This is a genomic window from Streptomyces sp. NPDC048192 (assembly GCF_043202415.1).
Taxonomy (GTDB): Bacteria; Actinomycetota; Actinomycetes; order Streptomycetales; family Streptomycetaceae; genus Streptomyces.
This window is the reverse complement of record NZ_JBIDAL010000032.1, coordinates 21,194-38,032: the sequence shown is the minus strand read 5'-3', so window position 1 is coordinate 38,032 and position 16,839 is coordinate 21,194. Positions and strand designations below refer to the sequence as shown.

17 protein-coding genes and 2 pseudogenes are annotated in these 16,839 nt (G+C 70.4%); 12 read left to right on the top strand and 7 right to left on the bottom strand.

Features of this window, described 5'->3' with window-relative positions; genetic code table 11:
* Positions 1–595 precede the first annotated feature (595 nt).
* On the bottom strand, positions 596–1,252 hold the full coding sequence (locus tag ACGFZN_RS39320) for a TetR/AcrR family transcriptional regulator (RefSeq protein WP_393863294.1): 657 nt from the start codon (positions 1,250–1,252) through the stop codon (positions 596–598).
* 106 nt (positions 1,253–1,358) lie between these two features.
* Between ACGFZN_RS39320 and ACGFZN_RS39315 the strand changes: the two genes are divergently transcribed.
* The gene (locus ACGFZN_RS39315; RefSeq protein ID WP_393863293.1) at positions 1,359–1,838 is read left to right on the top strand and encodes a cupin domain-containing protein; all 480 of its coding nucleotides are present in this window, start codon (positions 1,359–1,361) and stop codon (positions 1,836–1,838) included.
* Between the two features lie 75 nt (positions 1,839–1,913).
* A complete protein-coding gene (locus tag ACGFZN_RS39310) occupies positions 1,914–2,642 on the top strand; it encodes an SDR family NAD(P)-dependent oxidoreductase (RefSeq protein WP_393863295.1) in 729 nt (242 codons plus the stop codon).
* Positions 2,643–2,684: 42 nt separating this feature from the next.
* Here the strand turns inward: ACGFZN_RS39310 and ACGFZN_RS39305 are convergent, their stop codons facing one another.
* Together ACGFZN_RS39305 and ACGFZN_RS39300 are read right to left on the bottom strand one after the other, a co-directional pair.
* Positions 2,685–3,239 (bottom strand): PaaI family thioesterase, encoded by a 555-nt coding sequence (locus tag ACGFZN_RS39305; RefSeq protein ID WP_393863292.1) that lies wholly within the window; start codon positions 3,237–3,239, stop codon positions 2,685–2,687.
* 116 nt (positions 3,240–3,355) lie between these two features.
* A complete protein-coding gene (locus ACGFZN_RS39300; protein ID WP_393863291.1) occupies positions 3,356–3,847 on the bottom strand; it encodes a winged helix-turn-helix transcriptional regulator in 492 nt (163 codons plus the stop codon).
* A 110-nt stretch (positions 3,848–3,957) separates the two neighbouring features.
* Between ACGFZN_RS39300 and ACGFZN_RS39295 the strand changes: the two genes are divergently transcribed.
* Complete coding sequence (locus ACGFZN_RS39295) at positions 3,958–4,656, top strand: SDR family oxidoreductase (protein WP_393863290.1); 699 nt, start codon at positions 3,958–3,960, stop codon at positions 4,654–4,656.
* 12 nt (positions 4,657–4,668) lie between these two features.
* The gene (locus ACGFZN_RS39290) at positions 4,669–6,252 is read left to right on the top strand and encodes an MFS transporter (RefSeq protein ID WP_393863289.1); all 1,584 of its coding nucleotides are present in this window, start codon (positions 4,669–4,671) and stop codon (positions 6,250–6,252) included.
* 228 nt (positions 6,253–6,480) lie between these two features.
* Here the strand turns inward: ACGFZN_RS39290 and ACGFZN_RS39285 are convergent, their stop codons facing one another.
* The gene (locus tag ACGFZN_RS39285) at positions 6,481–7,194 is read right to left on the bottom strand and encodes a hypothetical protein (RefSeq protein WP_393863288.1); all 714 of its coding nucleotides are present in this window, start codon (positions 7,192–7,194) and stop codon (positions 6,481–6,483) included.
* Between the two features lie 368 nt (positions 7,195–7,562).
* Positions 7,563–7,871, bottom strand: a pseudogene (locus ACGFZN_RS39280) (acetoacetate--CoA ligase); the annotation flags it as partial.
* Positions 7,872–7,947: 76 nt separating this feature from the next.
* Here ACGFZN_RS39280 and ACGFZN_RS39275 point away from each other — a divergent pair.
* Together ACGFZN_RS39275 and ACGFZN_RS39270 are read left to right on the top strand one after the other, a co-directional pair.
* Complete coding sequence (locus ACGFZN_RS39275; RefSeq protein ID WP_393863287.1) at positions 7,948–8,652, top strand: TetR/AcrR family transcriptional regulator; 705 nt, start codon at positions 7,948–7,950, stop codon at positions 8,650–8,652.
* Between the two features lie 280 nt (positions 8,653–8,932).
* Positions 8,933–10,075, top strand: coding sequence for a PP2C family protein-serine/threonine phosphatase (locus ACGFZN_RS39270; protein WP_393863286.1), 1,143 nt, complete (start codon positions 8,933–8,935; stop codon positions 10,073–10,075).
* 74 nt (positions 10,076–10,149) lie between these two features.
* On the opposite strand, the pseudogene ACGFZN_RS39265 reads toward ACGFZN_RS39270, so the two are convergent.
* Together ACGFZN_RS39265 and ACGFZN_RS39260 are read right to left on the bottom strand one after the other, a co-directional pair.
* Positions 10,150–10,398 (bottom strand): annotated as a pseudogene (locus ACGFZN_RS39265) (SsgA family sporulation/cell division regulator); the annotation flags it as partial.
* Positions 10,399–10,513: 115 nt separating this feature from the next.
* Positions 10,514–10,936, bottom strand: a complete 423-nt coding sequence (locus ACGFZN_RS39260) for a hypothetical protein (protein ID WP_393863285.1) — start codon at positions 10,934–10,936, stop codon at positions 10,514–10,516.
* 335 nt (positions 10,937–11,271) lie between these two features.
* On the opposite strand from ACGFZN_RS39260, the gene ACGFZN_RS39255 reads away from it, so the two are divergent.
* The 6 genes from ACGFZN_RS39255 (at position 11,272) to ACGFZN_RS39230 (ending at position 16,808) form a co-directional block, all read left to right on the top strand.
* Complete coding sequence (locus ACGFZN_RS39255) at positions 11,272–11,481, top strand: ferredoxin (protein WP_393863284.1); 210 nt, start codon at positions 11,272–11,274, stop codon at positions 11,479–11,481.
* Positions 11,471–12,826: an NAD(P)/FAD-dependent oxidoreductase gene (locus ACGFZN_RS39250; RefSeq protein WP_393863283.1), complete on the top strand. Its 1,356-nt coding sequence runs from the start codon at positions 11,471–11,473 to the stop codon at positions 12,824–12,826. Before ACGFZN_RS39255 ends, ACGFZN_RS39250 begins: the two co-directional genes overlap by 11 nt.
* Before the next feature lie 30 nt (positions 12,827–12,856).
* On the top strand, positions 12,857–14,041 hold the full coding sequence (locus ACGFZN_RS39245) for a cytochrome P450 (RefSeq protein ID WP_393863282.1): 1,185 nt from the start codon (positions 12,857–12,859) through the stop codon (positions 14,039–14,041).
* A gap of 354 nt (positions 14,042–14,395) precedes the next feature.
* Entirely contained in the window at positions 14,396–15,319 is a 924-nt protein-coding gene (locus tag ACGFZN_RS39240; protein ID WP_393863281.1) for a hypothetical protein, read from the top strand.
* Positions 15,320–15,397: 78 nt separating this feature from the next.
* Positions 15,398–16,126 carry a YqjF family protein gene (locus tag ACGFZN_RS39235; protein WP_393863280.1) on the top strand — a complete coding sequence of 243 codons (729 nt, stop codon included), beginning with the start codon at positions 15,398–15,400 and terminating at the stop codon, positions 16,124–16,126.
* A 43-nt stretch (positions 16,127–16,169) separates the two neighbouring features.
* A complete protein-coding gene (locus ACGFZN_RS39230; protein ID WP_393863279.1) occupies positions 16,170–16,808 on the top strand; it encodes a hypothetical protein in 639 nt (212 codons plus the stop codon).
* The last annotated feature ends 31 nt before the right edge of the window (positions 16,809–16,839 follow it).

Genomic DNA, 16,839 nt, shown 5'->3' with positions numbered 1-16,839 from the left:
GCATCGACGTCCTCTTCGCCATGCTCCGAGACGGCACCTTCTACCAGTCGCCCGCCCCGGCTACAGCTTGACGAAGCCCATAGAGGCACCTTTTCAGCACTGGCTGGGGCGGCTCGCCGACTTCGATCCGCGACGTGTGCCCTTCGCCCACGACTGCTCGGTCTGGGAACCGTCGCAGAGCGCCGTCGGCAGCTGATCGCACGACGCCGGACTCTGCATTTTCGCGGACTCCTGGCGAGGCCTGTGTGTCTGCGGTACGCCGCCACGCAGGACGGGCCGGCCCGGTGGCTCGGTGTGGCAGTTACGCGGACATCACCCGTGCCCGCAGTCAGGGCTGGTCAGGCTGGCGGGGGCGGGCAGGCCCGGCAGTCGAGAACTCGCCGATGCCGACGGAATCGCCCACTGAGCAACTGGCGTACCTGGCCCGCCACCTCGGCGCCGCAGTCGCGAGCACGTCACCACACGAGCGACACCGCCCAAGCCGTCGCCGGCCTGCTGTCCCGCCGGCAGATCACGGACCTCGTCGACACGGCAGATGCGAAACCCGGCCCCGTCGGCATCCCCGCTGTCTCACCGCTCACCGTGTGCGAGCTCGTCAGCGGGCTTCTTTCGCCTCACGCTGGTCCATGGCCACGTGCCGACCCACGACCTCCGGTGATGGCGCGACCGCGGGCAGGGGCGCGGCGCCCTCCGGGCGCAGTCCGTGCACGTAGACGGCCACGTGCCGGATGGCCAGCGCCGCGCTCACTTCGCCGGGCAGGTGCGGCATGGGGCGGCATGCCATGGCAGCAGCGGTGATCAGATCTTCGGGGGTGACGTCGGAACGCACGACGCCGGCGGCCCGGCCGGCCACGAGGATCTCCTCGACACCGTCACGGATGGCGTGCTGAAGCTCCTGGACTCGTGGGTCATGGGCGACCGGTCCGCCGATCAGGGGCAGTACGAGGCGTTCGCGCTGTTCCACCACGCGCCGAAAGAGCCGCTCCAACGCGCCAGCCGGGTCCGCCAGTTCCTGATGGGCGGCCCGCACTGCCTCCAGGCAGATTTCGAAGCCGTCCACGATGACCTGCCGGATCAGCGCATCGCGGTCGGGGAACCGGCGATAGAGGGTGCCCGCGCCCACTCCAGCGCGGCGCGCGATGTCGTCGAGGGCCACAGCGGTGCCCCGCTCGCGGAAGAGTTCGCGAGCGGCGGCAAGGATTCTCTCGCGGTTGCGCTGGGCGTCGGCGCGCAGAGGCGGCTCAGGGGTCATGGGGCGATCGTAAGCGACCGCAAAATAACTGGAGAATTTTCTCCGCTTGAGGCGTAGGGTGAGAGCTGTCCATCGGCATCACCTGGCCGGCAGGAAGGGATCACGCATGTCCGCTGACCGTTTTGTTCTGCTGCAACCCGGACAGACCCGGCAGACCCGGGTCCCGTTGCCGCCCGGCTTCGGCGTCAAGGTCGCCACCGCTGACAGCGAAGGCCGGCTCGCCGTACTGGAGAACCGTATGGACGTCGACATCCCGTCCCATGTGCACGAGCTCATGGACGAGTTCGTCTACGTCCTGGAAGGCGAGATGGAGATCGACTTCCAGGGGCGGACGTACCGCTTGACCCCCGGCATGTGCGCACTGCTGCCTCACGGCATCCCGCACGCCATGCGCAACGCTTCCCAGCCGCCGGCGCGAGCACTGCAAGTGTCCACACCAGGTGGCTGGGACAACTTCCTGGAGGATCTCTTCGCGGCCGGCCCCGAAGTCAGGGCCCCGGACGGCCAGATGGACCTGGAAAAGGTCAACGTGATCGGCGAAAGGTACGGCATGCGCTACACCCGGGGCAGGATGACCTTGGACTAGGCCGGTTCAGTTGGATGGATCATCTGATCGTTTGAGTACGTGACCGGCGAGGACCCGGAGGAACGGATGAGCGGCATGGAGCGGTCGGTAGTGGTCAGCGGCGGCGGCACGGGTATCGGCCGGGCCATCGCCGCCCGGTTCGCCCTCCAGGGCGACCGCGTCACCATCCTGGGGCGGCGCGCCGAAGTGCTGCGCGCGGCGGCGGCTGAGATCCGGGGGACGCATCCGGTCCGTACGGTGGCCGTCGACCTGTCCCAACCGGAGGACATCGAGGCCCGGTTGCCCGAACTGCCCGAGCGGGTCGACGTACTGGTGAACAACGCCGGCGTACGCGGCGCACCGGCGGCCGAGGGAGGGCTGAAGGAGGTCGCCGAGCGGTGGCGGCGGGACTTCGACACCAACGTGCTGCCGGCGGTCCTGCTCACCGAGGCGCTGCTGCCCCGGCTCGACTCGCCGGGCGGCCGCGTGGTCACGATCAGCTCCGTTGCCGCACTGCGCGGCAACGGATCCTATGGAGCCATGAAGGCGGCCCTTCAGGCGTGGAACCACACGCTGGCAGGGCAGTTGGGGGGCCGGGGAGCCACCGCCAACGTGGTCGTGCCCGGTTACGTCGCGGGCACCGAGTTCTTCGGCGGACCCGCGACCGAGGAAGAACTGGCCCGGAGGCGGGCGCAGACCCTGGTCGGCAGGGTCGGCGAGCCCGAGGACGTGGCCGCGGCCGTCGCCTTTCTGGCCGGACCGGACGCGGGCTACATCACCGGCGAGTTCCTCAATGTCAACGGAGGGACACTGCTTGGGCGTTGAAGCCGAGCCTCGACTCCGCTTTCACCGCGCCGGGCGCGCTGGTCAGTGGCCCGGGACCGGGAAGAGCATGCAGCTGCTGGTAGCGTGGGCCAGGAGCCGGTCGTCGGAGTCGCGGAGTTCTGCCTGGGCGAGGGCGGTGCGGCGGCCGCTGCTGAGGACGGTGCCGATGGCGCGGACCTTGCCGGTGTCGACGGTGATGGGGCGCAGGAACTTCAGGGTCAGGTCGATCGACGTGTAGGCCATGCCCTGGGGCAGCGTGGACTGCACCGCACAGCCGGCCGCCGAGTCGAGGAGTGTGGCGTAGACGCCGCCGTGGACGCTGCCTATCGGGTTGTAGTGCTCCTCGCCCGGCACCAGCACGAAAACCGCCCGGCCGTGCTCGGCCTCCTCCAGGGTGAAGCCCAGGGTGGCGGCGATCGGCGGAGCGGGCAGGCGCCCGGCCAGGATCTCGCGGAGGAAGCCGAGGCCGCTGTGGTGGGGGATGGCGTCGGCGGAAACGGCGGGGTCTTCCCAGCCGAACACACGTGACCTGTGCGGTGCCGCTTCTGTCGGGCCGGTCGTGTCGGCGCTCGGGGACTTCTTCGATGTTTCGGTCATTCGGCGGTTCCTCGTAGGCGTAGGTCAGCGGTGTGGCGTGCCGGTCGGCGCCGGCGGAGGCGACGCCTGATGTGCAGCAGGGGGCGTCCTGCCGGGCGTTTCGGTCGATGCCGGCTTCAGGGGGCGTCCGGGCTGACGCGGATCAGGCCCGGGCCGGCGTCGATGAACGAGTCCCCGACCGGAACGTCGTGGCCGTCGTCGCAGCGGAGCACTGCGTGCACCGTGGCGCCGCATTCCTTGTGGCGTACGACCACAGGGGGGCCCTGTTCGTCGGCGGCCCACCTGTCGCCCCACTGCCGCAACGCCACGATGACAGCCCGGAAGTCCCGGCCCTTGTCGGTGAGTTGATAGGCGTGCCTGGTCCGCTGGCCGGGCTCCTGGTAGGGGACGCGCTCCAGGAGACCGGCGGCGGTCAGTTCCTTCAGGCGCGCCGCGGCGGCGGGTTCGCCGATGCCCACACGCTTGGCGAAGTCGTCGAACCGGCGTGTGCCGAAAAACGCCTCGCGCATGATCAGCAGCGCTGTCCTGTTGCCGACGATCTCCAGAGTCCGGGCGATGGAGCAGTTGGCCATGGACCAGGCGTCCCGCTCCTCCAGCAAGTCCTTCATCTCTCTCCACCCTCCACCTGGCTTGCCTCGCGCAAAGTCAGCCTATACCGTCGAGGCTGACTTACTCAATCGTAAGTCAGCAGGGATGGACCCATCCCAGGAGAGGAATCATGGACATCAGCACAGCAACCGTCCTGGTCACCGGGGCCAATCGCGGACTCGGCCGGGCACTGGCCCAGGAACTGCTCGCGCGTGGCGCGACGGTGTACGGGGCGGCCCGCCGACCCGACCAGATCGATCTGCCCGGCGTGAAAGCGATACGCCTCGACGTCACCGACCCCGTCTCCGTCGCCGCGGCTGCCGAGGAGGCCCGTGACATCACGGTGCTGATCAACAACGCCGGCAGTTCCACGGGCGCCGATCTGCTGACCGGCAGCTGGGACGCGGTCCGACTGGAGATGGAGACCCACTACCTGGGGACCCTCGGCATGATCCGGGCGTTCGCCCCCGTGATCGAGTCCCAGGGCGGAGGCGCCGTCCTCAACATCCTGTCCGTGCTGTCGTGGATCAGCTTTCCCGCCGTCGGCGCCTACGCCGCCGCCAAGTCCGCGGAGTGGAGCCTGACCAACACGGTGCGCCAGCAGCTCGCGCCCCGGGGTATCACCGTGTCCGGCCTCCACGTCGGCTACATGGACACCGACATGGCCCGCCATGTCGACGGGCCCAAGACCGCCCCGGCGGACGTCGCCCGCGCGGCCGTCGACGGCATCGCCTTCGGGGCCGCCGAGATCGTCGTCGACGAGCGCAGCCGCCAGGTGCAGGCCGACCTCTCCGGCGGCGTCGCCGCCCTTTACCCGCAGCTCGGCTGAGACGAGGACACCATGGCTTCCGCTCCTTCCCCCGCCCCGGGCCGGCTCAGGCCGACCGGCCGGCACACCGGTCTCCGGCTCTCCCCGGACCAACCGTCCCGGCTCGCCGCCACCTTCACGCTCATCGCGATGTGCCTGGGCGCCATGACGACCTTCCTGCTGATCACCGCATCGGTGTCGGCTCTGTCGGCCATCCAGGACGACCTGCACGTCTCCCCGACCGGCCTCGTCTGGATCCCCTCCGCCTACACCCTGCTCGTGGCCAGTCTGGTGATGTCCGCAGGCACCATCGGCAACCTCTACGGCCGCAAGCGCACCTTCGCCACCGGCGCCGCGATCATGATCATCGGCTCGCTCATCGTCTACACGGCGGGTTCGACGGGAGGCGTCATCGCCGGCCAACTCGTCTCCGGCCTCGGCGGCGCTCTCATCCTGCCCAACAGCCTGGCCATCCTGGGAGCCACCTTCCCCGACCCCCACCGGCGCACCGAAGTCGTCACCATCTGGGCCGCCTCCTCCGGCATCGGGCTCGCCGTCGGACCCCTGATCGCGGGCACACTGCTGGATCACTTCCACTGGAACACGGTCTTCCTGTCGACCGCCGTCCTCGCCGTGGTCACCCTGGCCGCCGCCGTTTTCGTCGCCGAGTCGCGCGGCCCCGAGGGCAGGCTGGACATCCCCGGGCAGATCCTGGCCGTCCTGGGCGTTGCCGCCCTCGTCTACGCCCTCATCGAAGGCGGACACGACGGCTACACCGCCCCCCGGATCCTCATCGCCTGGATCATCGCGGCCGCGGCCCTGACCGGTTTCGTCCTCGTCGAGCGCGCCGGCCGCACACCCATGCTGGACATCACCCTGTTCCGGTCGGCGTCCTTCAGCGCGGTCATGTTCGTCGCGGCCGTCTCCCTGTTCGGCTTCACCGGACTGGCCATCCTGTCGGTGCTCTTCTACGAGCGCGTCCAGCACCTGTCCGCCCTGGACGTGGGATGGCGGCTGCTGGCCTTCTTCGGCGTCTACGTCATCGTCAGCTACGCGACCGGACGCGTGATCCGCCGTACCGGCTTCAAGCTTCCGCTGACCGTGGGCTTCCTCCTCGGAGCCGCCGCCACGGCCGGACTGACCACGCTGGATCCCGCCACCTCCTACGCCCGGGTGTGGTGGCTGTTCGCGCTCTTCGGGGCCGCGTGCGGGATGGTGGCCGCGCCGAGCACCGCGGCCGCCCTGGTCAGCGTCTCCCACGAACGCGCCGGCATGGCCTCCGGGGCCGTCAACGCCTTCCGCCAGATCGGGTCCGTCACCGGCTCCTCCCTCCTCGGAGCACTTCTCGCCGGCCGCCTCCAGTCCCAACTGCCGACGCGGCTCCACGCCCACCAGGTGCCCCGAGCAGCCTGGCCGGCCGTCCAGCACGCCGTCTCCACCGGCAGCAGCGGCCACCGAGCGGCCCCGCCGAAGGTGACCGCCGCGATCGGCGACGCCTTCACCTCCGGTGTCCACCTCGGAATGACCGTCATCGCCGCCGTGTTCCTGTGCGCGGCCCTCGCCTCAGCCCTGCTGATACACAACCGACCGCACCACACCACTGCCACGACGAACTGACACACGACGTCCAGCAGCAACGCCGAGAACTCTCGCCCGCGCGGCGGTGCCGACGGGGCGGGGACGGTGGGCAGGCGGCCGTGGCAGGGCGTGTCTCGCCGTGGACACGGCAGCGCGGGGACAAGGATGCCACCGCATGCCGACGCGCTGCCGGGACGGAATCACGTTGATCTCGCGCCGCTGACACTGCCCATGTCCGCCCAGCCCAACGTTCTTGGACGTGCAGTGTCAGCGGCTCCTGCCGGCGTCGTCATCGTCGTTCGAAGCCTTCGGCTGCCTCCCGCTGCCCGGCGAGGAGTCGTGCCCTTGTTCCCCTTGCTCTGCCAGCAGTTCAAGGAGTGCGGCATCGGCCCTTTTCTGATCTTCCTTCGTCAGCTCGGCCGGTGCGTTGTTGTAGACGGTGTAGCGGTCCGGATCGATGATGTTGGCGGCCCGCAGGGTGAACGTCAGCAGGCGTCGCCACCCCTTGCGGTGGCCGACCCTCACCTGCAGCTGGACCTGGTAGTCACGAGCTTCCGGCAGGAACCCGGAGAACGGTGCCTCGAACTCGATGAAGAGTTGTTGCGCTTGTCTCCCGGGTACGACGAATCCGGCCGGTAGCTTCGCGTCATCGTCCGGCCCCGGCTGGAGGCCGGACGGCGAGGACACCCACAGCAGCGGCAGATGGGAGGCGGGCTCGTCGGGGAAGGTCAGGATGAGGTCCTGCACGACTATCGGCTTGGGGCCGGTGTTGTGCAGGACGAGCGGAAGCCGCAGGCGGGCCGTGGAAGAGTGGATGATCACTGCGAAGGCGTGCGGCTCCCATGTCTTCAGCCGTCCTTGTCTGGCGTTGAGCCACCAGAACGACGCCACGGTGAAGAGCAGTGCGCAGACCGACACCACGCCGGCGCCTGTGAGCGATGAGGACGCGGCCTGACCGGCCGCGGTCATCAGCGGAACCACAGATTCAGTGTGCCAGCCCCGGCGTGGGCTCGCTCACAGGACTGAGGGGCCCCGTCGTCTGCACGCAGCAGCCGACGAGCACGCCCCCAGCCCGCGTCACGAGCCGCCACCGGCAAGGAACACGGGATACGCGGCACCGGCGAGGAGCAGCAGGACGCCGAGCCGACCGGCTCCCCGCACAACGGCAGGACCGGGCTGAGAGCCGCACCGATGGCGCCCGCCGGCTCCAGCGCACCGGTCAGCCGGTAGGAGGCGGTGGTGAAGCCGGCATGGGCGGCCGGTCGGGCATCGGGCCGAATGCCATGATCTTGGTCGCGCCTGGCAGGGCGAAGATCAGCACGATCAGACAGGCAAGGCGGCGGGAGGGGTCATGAAGCGTCCTTGACGGTGTGCGGGTGACGGGCCCGGCGGCGTTCGGCGCCCAGGCCGGCGAAGTAGGCGACGAGGTCCGGGTCGTCGACCGCCGAGGGATTGAGGACCTGCTCGGCGGGGGCGCCCTGGAGCAGGCGCTTGACCGGGACTTCTAGCTTCTTGCCGGTCCTGGTGTGCGGGATGGCCGGGACGGCGAGGATCTCGTCGGGGACGTGGCGGGGTGAGGCGCCGGTACGGAGGGCGTCGCGGATCTTCTCGCGCAGGGCGTCGTCCAGCGTGACACCGGGCGCGGGGACGACGAACAGGGAGTCTCGGCGCTGCGGCGAACGCTGTGATCAAGCCCATTTCCGTACGGCGTACGAAATTGGTACCGTACGGGGTATGGAAAAGCAGGCGAGGCGTCCCCCGCGGGGAACGCGCAAGAGGGACGTACCGCTGACCGAGGCCGGGATCTATGCCGCCGCCCTGCGGCTGATCGACGCGGGCGGGGTCGAGGCGCTCACCATGCGCAAGCTCGCCATCGAGCTCGATGCGAACCCGATGTCGCTGTACCACCACGTGCCGAACAAGGAAGCCGTGCTCCGCGGCGTGGCGAGAATGGTCGGCGCCCAGTTCCGCACGGTGACGCTCGAGGACGCGCCCTGGCAGGATCGGATCCGCCTGCTCGCCACGGACTTCCGTACCCTGGCGCACCGTCACCCCGAGCTGATGGCCTACTCGTTCAGCCACCAGCCGGACTTCATCCAGCCCGACGATCCGTTCTGGACCGCGCTCACCGCCATCGTGGCCGCTTCCGGGGTGTCCCCGTCGGAGGTCCCGGAGATCGCCGCTCTCATGGTCGCCGTTGTCGTCGGTGTCCTCAGCGCCGAACTCAACGGCTCGCTCCAGCAGTGGGCGAGCCTCAAGCCCCCCGGCCCCCACGCCGGTGAACCCGGGCCTGCGGACGCCGGCCCCGGTCTCGGGGAGGCAGATCCTGAAGGCCCTGATCAGGACCGCATGTTCCGTCTGGTGATGGACACCCTGACCGCGGGCCTGGAAAGCCGGCTCACCGCTGGTCGAGACGGCCAGGACACCGGCCGCCGTTGAGTCCGGTCCCTGCGCCCCGAGCGCCACGGCCTGGGAACTCGTCCGCGGCCTGCCGGCGCGGGTCGCTGCGTGCAGGGGGGTGCCCCGATCGCAGGTGCTGAAAGAGATCGTTCTCCCGCGCAGGCTCCCTCGTTCCGGACAGCGCGGGGAGGGCGCCGGCGCTTCACGTCAGCGTGAGAGCCGTCCGGACCGCGACGGGACTTCGCGCGCCGAGCGCGTTCGGCCATACAGGGCGTACAAAGGGCATATGGGTGCGCGAGGGATACCGGATGATCGCGTCTTGGAGCAGCGCGCCGGACGCGGGCTGCTGGTGATCGCGCTGGTACTGATCCTCGTCATCACGGTGACGGATCTCGGCATAGGCACCAGTGTCCATCTGGGCCCGCTGCTGGTCATCGCGCCGACCTTGACCGCCTCCTTCGCCGGTCCACGGCTGACCGCTCTGGTCGGGGCTCTGGCGCAGGCCGCCCTGGTGATCATCTCCGTGTACCACGGCGGGCTCACCACGACCAACCACGTGGCGCAGCTCATCGCCCTGGCCGTGCTGTCGGCCCTGGTGGTCTTCATCGCCCATGTGCGGGAGCGGCGTGCCCGGGAGCTGAGCCGGGTGCGGTCGGTGGCCGAGGCGGCACAGCGGATTCTGCTCCGGCCGCCACCCCGCCGGATCGGACCCCTGCGGGTGGCCTGGCTGTATCTGGCGGCCGAGGACGAGGCCCAGATCGGGGGCGACCTGCTGGCGGTGGCCCGCGCCGACCACCCCTGCACCCGGGTGCTCATCGGAGACGTACGAGGCCACGGGCTGGCCTCCATCGGTGAGGCGTCGGTGGTGATGGGCGCGTTCCGGGAGGGCGCTCACCGGTACGACTCCCTGCTCGAGCTGGTCACCGCCGTCGAGGAGAGCGTGTGCCGGAACCTGGACGAGGTCGCCGACACGGCGCACGACGTCGGTGAGCATTTCATCACCGCTGTCGTGATCGACATCCAGGATCAGGGCCCGCAGGCCGAGATGCTCAACTGCGGCCATCCGCCGCCCCTGCTGATCCGCGGAGGGCGGGTGACGGTCCTGAACTCCCGACGGCCCGCGCCCCCGTTGGGCCTGTGCGCCCTGTGCGTACGGAACGACCGCACCGACCGGTTCACCCTGGAGCCGGGCGACATGCTGCTGCTCTACACCGACGGTGTGATCGAGGCCCGCTCGCCGGCCGGAGCCTTCTACCCGCTCGCCGAACGAGTCGCCTCCTTCCCCGCCACGAGCCCCGACGCCCTGTTGCGCCACCTTCACCGCGACCTGCTCGAACACACCGGTGAGCAGCTCACAGACGACGCCGCCTTCCTGATCATCGAACGCACCCCCTCGCGCCATCTGCACCGGCCGCATCTGACGTCCCATGCCGGCGGATCTCTGCCGTCCACGACCGGCTGACCGTCACCGCCCTCCCTGGCCAGGCACCACACCGCGCCGGTACGGGGATATGACGCCGGTTCCTGTTCTTCCAGGAATGACCTGATGTCCCGCGCGGAGACCGCGAGCAGGGCGGTGTCCGCGGACGATCCGAGGGCGATGTACATCGACGTGTCGCCACGTCCCACGGCCGACCAGATCCGGACGTCCGCGCAACCCGCGGGGCCCTTCAGGCCCTCGGCCAGAAGATCCCGGCCCAGGATCCATTCGACCTGCTCGTCGCAGTCGGCGAAGAAGACGGCGCGGACGGCATAGGGGTCGGCGGGGTCGCACCGAAGACCCAGGCACAGGGGCAGTGCTCAGTCCGGAGAGACGACCAGCCGCACGGCCATCCGCCGCTCCACGGACTTCAGGGACTTCTTCATCGGCCACGGTCCAGGGCCTCGAACGGCACCCGTCTCACCGGTCGCCGTGGCCCGGGTCGTGGTGGTTCCCGCCTCGGCCGTCGTGCGCGAAGCGGTGTTCGTCATGCCGGTACGACGTGCCGGACGTCCAGCCGTGCCGCTCGTCCTGCCGGCGGCAGGAGTGACCGTCGCGGTAGAAGTGACCTTCACGGTAGTAGCGGCCGTCGCAGTCGTGCCGGGGCACGTCGGTGACACGGTGCCAGCCGCGGACCTCGTCGCAGGAGTAGCCCTGCTCCAGCAGGTACCCCACTCCGTTGTCCCAGCTGTAGTCGGTGGTGTCGACCTGGGCAGCGGGCCGCTGGACGTGCGCGGGCTCAAGGGCCGCGGCGGAAGCGGTGCCCCCGGCGCCGAGGGCGGTGACGCCGGCGACCGCAACGGAGGAAAGGGCGAGGGCGACGCGCTTCCTGAACTTCTTCATGATCTTCTCCTTTCCGTCGGCGCGGTCCGCGCCGACGGCGTGTCCGTCAGGCGATGTGGTGCGCCTGGCGTGGCCGTGCGCTGTTTCCGTACGTTGTATGGAAATGCTCTTCGAATGTAACCATACGATGTATGGAAATGTCGATGTGATGTGGGCGACTACCGTGGACGGCTCCTGCGAGAGCGGTCAACTTCCCTTTAGGGCAGGCAAGTTGTGCGTCTGCCTGTCCTCGACGTGTCAGAGGTTCCGTCCCGGCCCCGCGACATGCGGCCGTGGGGTTTCCGGCCCATGCTGGAAACAGGGAGACGGGGGAGACAGCCGAGGAAGTGGTGACCATGCGGGCCGTTGTCGACCTCACCCGCTGCCAGGGGTACGCACAGTGCGTGTTCCTCGCGCCGCAGGTGTTCGAGCTGCACGGCGAGGAGGGGCTGCTGTACGCCACGGCCGTCCCCGAAGACCAGGCCGAACGCGTACGCCAGGCCGCGGCGGCCTGTCCGGTCCAGGCGATCCTCCTCGGGGAAGAGGTGAGCAGTGGTGCCCGGTGACCTGAAGGAGGGCCGGATCGTCATCGTCGGTGCCTCGCTGGCCGGGCTCAGGGCCGCCGAGGCACTGCGCGAGGAGGGGTTTACCGGCCCCCTGACCGTGGTCGGGGACGAACCGCACCCGCCTTACGACCGGCCGCCGCTGTCCAAGCAGGTGCTGCTCGGCCAGGCGACGGCGGAGACCACCGGGCTGCCCATGCGCCGGGACCCGGACGCCGAGTGGCGTCTCGGCGTGCGCGCCACCGGTGTGGACCTGCTGGCGAAACGGGTGCTCCTGGCCGACGGCGAGTCACTGCCTTACGACCGGCTGCTGATCGCCACCGGCACCCGGGCGCGCCCCTGGCCGAACCCGGAAGAGGGCGCCCTGGACGGGGTGTTCACTCTGCGTACCCGGGAGGACGCCGCCGGGCTGGCCGAACGTCTGGACGCGCGGCCGGAGCGGGTGCTGGTGATCGGTGGCGGCTTCACCGGCTCGGAGATCGCCTCGGCCTGCCGGGAACTGGGGCTCGAGGTCACGGTCGCCGAACGCGGCTCCGCACCGCTGGTCGGCGCTCTCGGCGGCACCTTGTCGAAGCTTGCGGCGGTCATGCAGCGCAACCACGGTGTGGACCTGCGCACCGGGGTGACGGTCACCGCTCTCAACGGCAACGGTGCCTTCACCGGTGCGGAGCTGTCCGACGGCAGCCGCGTCGACGCGGACGTGTGCGTCGTCGCGCTGGGCGCGGTCCGCAACGTGGAGTGGCTGGCGGACTCCGGGCTGGCGGCGGGCCCGCGCGGGATCGCCTGCGACGCCGGCTGCCACGCCTTCACCATGTACGGGATCGTCACCGACGACGTCTTCGTGGCCGGCGACGTCTCTCGCTTCCCCCACCCCCTGTTCGGCTACCAGATGCTGTCCCTGGAGCACTGGGGCAACGCGGTGGAACAGGCTGAGGTGGCGGCCCACAACATGGTCAACCCGGGGGCGCTGCAGCGCCCGCACCTGGCCGTCCCGGTCTTCTGGTCGACCCAGTTCGGACTGAACATCAAGTCCGTGGGCGTCCCCACCTACTCCGACCACGTGGTCATCGCCCAGGGATCCCTGGAGGCACGCCGCCTCGCCATGGTCTACGGCTACCAGGGCCGGGTCACCGCCGCCGTCACCGTCGACATGGCCAAGTCGCTCGACTACTACCGGCACCTGATCGAGACGGCTGCTCCCTTCCCGCCGCCGCCCGGCGCGCAGGACCGGGCGATCGCGGCCGACATCCCGATCCCCTCGCTGGTGCCGGATCCCTCGGGGCTCTCCCACGGGCCGACCGTCGCGCTCACCGGCCATCTTCCCGACCGCCGGCTGACGGTGGTGTAGCCCACGTCCCGCCGACCACGAGGATCCGCCATGGAATCCGAGACCTTGCTGGCACGGATCACCGACTATGCCAGCCGCCCCGACCCCTACCCCCTGTACGCGGAGCTCCGCGAGGCGGGCCCCGTGGTGCAGCAGGCAGACGGCAGCTACCTGATCGGCACCTACCACGAGATCGCCGCTCTCCTCCACGACCCGCGGATGAGCGCCGACCCCCGTACCCGGGGAAGAACGACCCACAAGCCGCCCTTCCTTCGGCTCGACGACCCCGAGCACCACAGGCTGCGCACGCTGGCCATGCGACCCTTCGGGCCTCCGCACAGCCCCGACCGGGTCGACTCGATGCGCGGCGAGATCGACCGGATCACCAAGGAGTTGCTGGCGCCTTTCGAGGCGGGCCGGCAGATCGACGTCGTCGACGACTTCGCCTATCCGCTGCCCGTCACGGTGATCTGCCGGCTGCTGGGCGTACCGCGCGAGGACGAACCGCTGTTCCGGGCCTGGTCCGACGTGCTGGTCGCGGCCGCCGACGTCAGGCCCGAAGACGACTCCACCGAGACGGACAAAGCCGGCGACCAGGCGCGCATGGAGATGGGCGGGTACCTTCTGAACCTGGCCGAGCAGCGGCGCGGCGATCCGGGCGACGACATGCTCTCCGCCTTCGTCAACGAACCGGACCCGGCCCTGCGGCTCACCCGGGAGGAACTCGCGGAAACCGCGGTGTTGCTGCTCATCGCCGGGCACGAGACGACGGTCAACCTGATCACCAACGGCTCACTCACACTGCTGCGCCACCCCGAGCAGCTGGACCGGCTGCGACGCGACCCCGGACTGCTGCCGCGAGCAGTGGAGGAACTGCTGCGCTACGAGCCCCCGGTCCACATGCGCGAGCGCATCCCGCACGCCGACATCGACGTCGCCGGCACCCGGATCCCGCAACACGCGTCCGTCATTCTGGTGCTGGCCTCGGGCAACCGCGACCCCATGCGGTTCCACGAGCCCGACCGGTTCGACCCCACCCGCCCGGACAATCAGCACCTCGGCTTCGGCAGCGGTATCCACCTCTGCTACGGCGGACCCCTGGCCCGGGTCGAGGCCTACGCGGCCCTCAGCGCGCTGCTTCCCCACCTCGGCAGCGCCCGCCTGGTGGACGACCCACCCGAGTACCGGCAGAACGCCATGCTGCGCGGACCCCGCCACCTGCCCATTCACCTCTAGAGCCGCACGGCCCGGGCGCCCTCTTCCCGCAGTAGTCGGGGCCTCCCCGAGTCGCCCGACGCCGCGATAGCGGTGATCGATGCCGAGGGCATCGTCGTCGGGTGGACTGACGCCGCCCAGCAACGCGACTCACCGACCGCTGGGGCTGTCGGCACGGCCAAAAACACAAGGCCATCTGCTCCGAACAGCCCATCGCGCGGGCCCCTGATCTCGGCCTGTGGCCGGCACGCTCGGGTCGTACAACACGCTCAGAGGGACCCCGGCGACACAAGCCCGCCTCGCATGGTGCAGGATGCGCGGCGGGAGGGGATTTGAATGCGTTCAAAAATGTGGCCCGGGCAGAGGCAGGCCCGTGTGCGGGACAGGTTCGGCGCAGTGCTGGCGGCTTCGATGTCGGTGTTGTTCGTCGAGGCTGTGATCGGTGCGATCGCGTTCGTGGTGTGGGAGCAGACCCAGGAGCGCCCAGACTTGTCCTACAACGCGCTGTCGGTCATCTTCCTGGTCGTGGCGGTGCCGTTCGTGGCGGCGGCGGGTGCCGTGTTCGGTGCCCTGCTGTCGGTCGGGGTCGTGATGCCGCTGCTGGCGGTGGCCGGATGGCTCGGCCGCCGGCTCTCGGGGCGTGAGGCGTGGTGGTGGATTCCGGCGCTGGCGGCCGCCGGAACCGCTCCCTTCGCCGTTGCCGTGGCGGTGCTCGCGCGGACCGGTCTCCCGGTGGGGGTCGGGGTATGGCTCGTGGTGACCGCGGCGCTCGCCGCCACAGTGCTGGTCGCCCGAAGGCCGCTGCTGGTGGACCGCCCGTGGCTCTCCGGCGGTGCGATGGTCCGGCGGGTGGCGCTGCACGGAACGCTCGCGGTCGTCGCCGCCGGCACGCTTGCCGGCATCGGCCTGTGGGCGGGGATCGGGTATGAGCCGCCGCGGCTCAGCAGGGAGCAGGTTGCCGGAACGTGGTCCGACGCAAGAGGCGGCACACTCGTTCTCACGGCGGATGGCAGGGCCACGGCGACCCGCGTCGAGACGTTCGAAGACTCCGACGACGTCTTGGAACCGGTCGTGCACAGGTGCAGCGGCACCGGTACCTGGAAGTACACGCCAGGTACCGGACCATGGTCGCAGGAGGTGGACGTGTCGGTCGGCGACTGCCCCATGGACACCTGGGAGGTGTCCGGGACCCGCGCACACCCGAAGCTGTACGTCTACATCGGTGACCCCGACACCTGGGAGCTCTACACCCTGCGACGCGATGGACAGCCCGTGTCCGTCGGACTGCGCGCGCCGTAGGCAGGCGACCGGTGTCCGAGAAAGCGGCTTGGCGTCCAGCGTGCGTTTCCGCCGGCGGGGCGAGGGGACTCGCGGTGCGTGGTGGCCTACGGTGCGGAGCAGCGGGTGCGGCTGCCCGCTCTGCGGGCAGGCTGGCTGACGCAGACGTTCGTCCACTGGTCGTTCCCGGTGGAGGCAGTCCAGGCGCTGGTGCCCGAGCCTCTGGCCGTGGACGAGTACGAGGGCGTGGCCTGGGTCGGGCTCACGCCGTTCCTGATGGCGGACGTCCGCCCGCCCGGCGTACCTGCCGGACTGCCCGGGCTGCCCACGTTCGCGGAGACCAACCTGAGGACCTATGTGCGGCACCCCGGCGGTCGGGATGGGCTGTGGTTCCTGTCCCTGGAGGTCGCCTGCCCGCTGATGCTGGCGGCGCGGGCGATCGGCGCGCCGTACCATCCTGGCGCCCTCGATGTCGTCAGGCGGGAGAAGACCCTCGTCTACTCCGGGCGGAGATGGGCGGGGGGAGCCTCCTACCGTCTCGTCGTGCGCCCCGGCCCGCCCATCGAGCGGCCGACGCAGCGGGACGTATGGCTGACCTCGCGCTGGCGGGCGTACACGCGCCGGTTCGGCCTGCTCTGGGAGACGCCCGTGGAGCACGAACCGTGGCCGCTGGCCGGCGCCGGTGTGGAGGTGCTGGAGGAGACGCTCACCACCGCGGTGGGCCTTCCGGCCCCCTCCGGTGAGCCGGTCGTGCACTTCTCGGAAGGAGTCAGGCATGTGCGGCTGGGCGCCTCACTGCCCTGCCCACCGGCAGCCCCGGCTTCCTGACAACGGCTCCGCAATGCCGGTGGGCTCCGGCGCACCCTTGGCGATGAACCCGGTTCGCCGGCGGGCCGTGCACCGGCGCAGGCTGCGCTTCGAGGGCTGGATCGCGGGCCTGGGCACCTCCTCCGGAACCCGTGTCGTGCTCGGACACTGGCAGCGGTCACCGTTCGGCGCGTTCAGCGACGTGATGCTGGAACGGGCCGGCGGGGAGCGGTTGCTGCTGGCCCCCACGCGGGAGGCGGCGGACTTCATCGTCGCCACGTACGTGTTCGACACCGTGCGCGTCGTGCCCGTGCGGGTCGGCGTCACGGACCACACGTGGAGCGTGACGGCGGGCCCGCTGGAGTTGCGCTTCATCGCCGGGCGGCGCGGGCTTCTGGGCCTGCTGCTGTGCGCCGTGCCCGGCGCCCTCGCCCGCCGTCCGGCGTGGAGCGCGCTCACGGACGGGCCGGCCCGGCTGCTGCTGCCCGGCGTGCGGACCCGGGGGAGCGCCCGTGCGGGCCGCCGTGAGTGGTACGGCGCTCGGGACCTGCGGCCGATCCGCCTCGTGTCGGCGTTCTTCGAGGGCGTCGATCTGGGGATGACGGCCCCCGTCGAACCACCCGTGCGCATCGGCTTCGGCTCGGTGCCGAGGAAACCCGCGCTCACCCGCGTCACGACGACCGTCGACGTCGGACGCGAGTGAGGGATGCTGCCCCCGCCGGGGGGCACCTGAC

Excerpts from the sequence above, each read along its gene's own strand:
- ACGFZN_RS39320 (WP_393863294.1), bottom strand. The coding sequence starts at position 1,252 with ATGACCCCTGAGCCGCCTCTGCGCGCCGACGCCCAGCGCAACCGCGAG.
- ACGFZN_RS39315 (WP_393863293.1), top strand. The coding sequence starts at position 1,359 with ATGTCCGCTGACCGTTTTGTTCTGCTGCAACCCGGACAGACCCGGCAG.
- ACGFZN_RS39310 (WP_393863295.1), top strand. The coding sequence starts at position 1,914 with ATGGAGCGGTCGGTAGTGGTCAGCGGCGGCGGCACGGGTATCGGCCGG.
- ACGFZN_RS39305 (WP_393863292.1), bottom strand. The coding sequence starts at position 3,239 with ATGACCGAAACATCGAAGAAGTCCCCGAGCGCCGACACGACCGGCCCG.
- ACGFZN_RS39300 (WP_393863291.1), bottom strand. The coding sequence starts at position 3,847 with ATGAAGGACTTGCTGGAGGAGCGGGACGCCTGGTCCATGGCCAACTGC.
- ACGFZN_RS39295 (WP_393863290.1), top strand. The coding sequence starts at position 3,958 with ATGGACATCAGCACAGCAACCGTCCTGGTCACCGGGGCCAATCGCGGA.
- ACGFZN_RS39290 (WP_393863289.1), top strand. The coding sequence starts at position 4,669 with ATGGCTTCCGCTCCTTCCCCCGCCCCGGGCCGGCTCAGGCCGACCGGC.
- ACGFZN_RS39275 (WP_393863287.1), top strand. The coding sequence starts at position 7,948 with ATGGAAAAGCAGGCGAGGCGTCCCCCGCGGGGAACGCGCAAGAGGGAC.
- ACGFZN_RS39260 (WP_393863285.1), bottom strand. The coding sequence starts at position 10,936 with ATGAAGAAGTTCAGGAAGCGCGTCGCCCTCGCCCTTTCCTCCGTTGCG.
- ACGFZN_RS39255 (WP_393863284.1), top strand. The coding sequence starts at position 11,272 with ATGCGGGCCGTTGTCGACCTCACCCGCTGCCAGGGGTACGCACAGTGC.
- ACGFZN_RS39245 (WP_393863282.1), top strand. The coding sequence starts at position 12,857 with ATGGAATCCGAGACCTTGCTGGCACGGATCACCGACTATGCCAGCCGC.
- ACGFZN_RS39230 (WP_393863279.1), top strand. The coding sequence starts at position 16,170 with ATGAACCCGGTTCGCCGGCGGGCCGTGCACCGGCGCAGGCTGCGCTTC.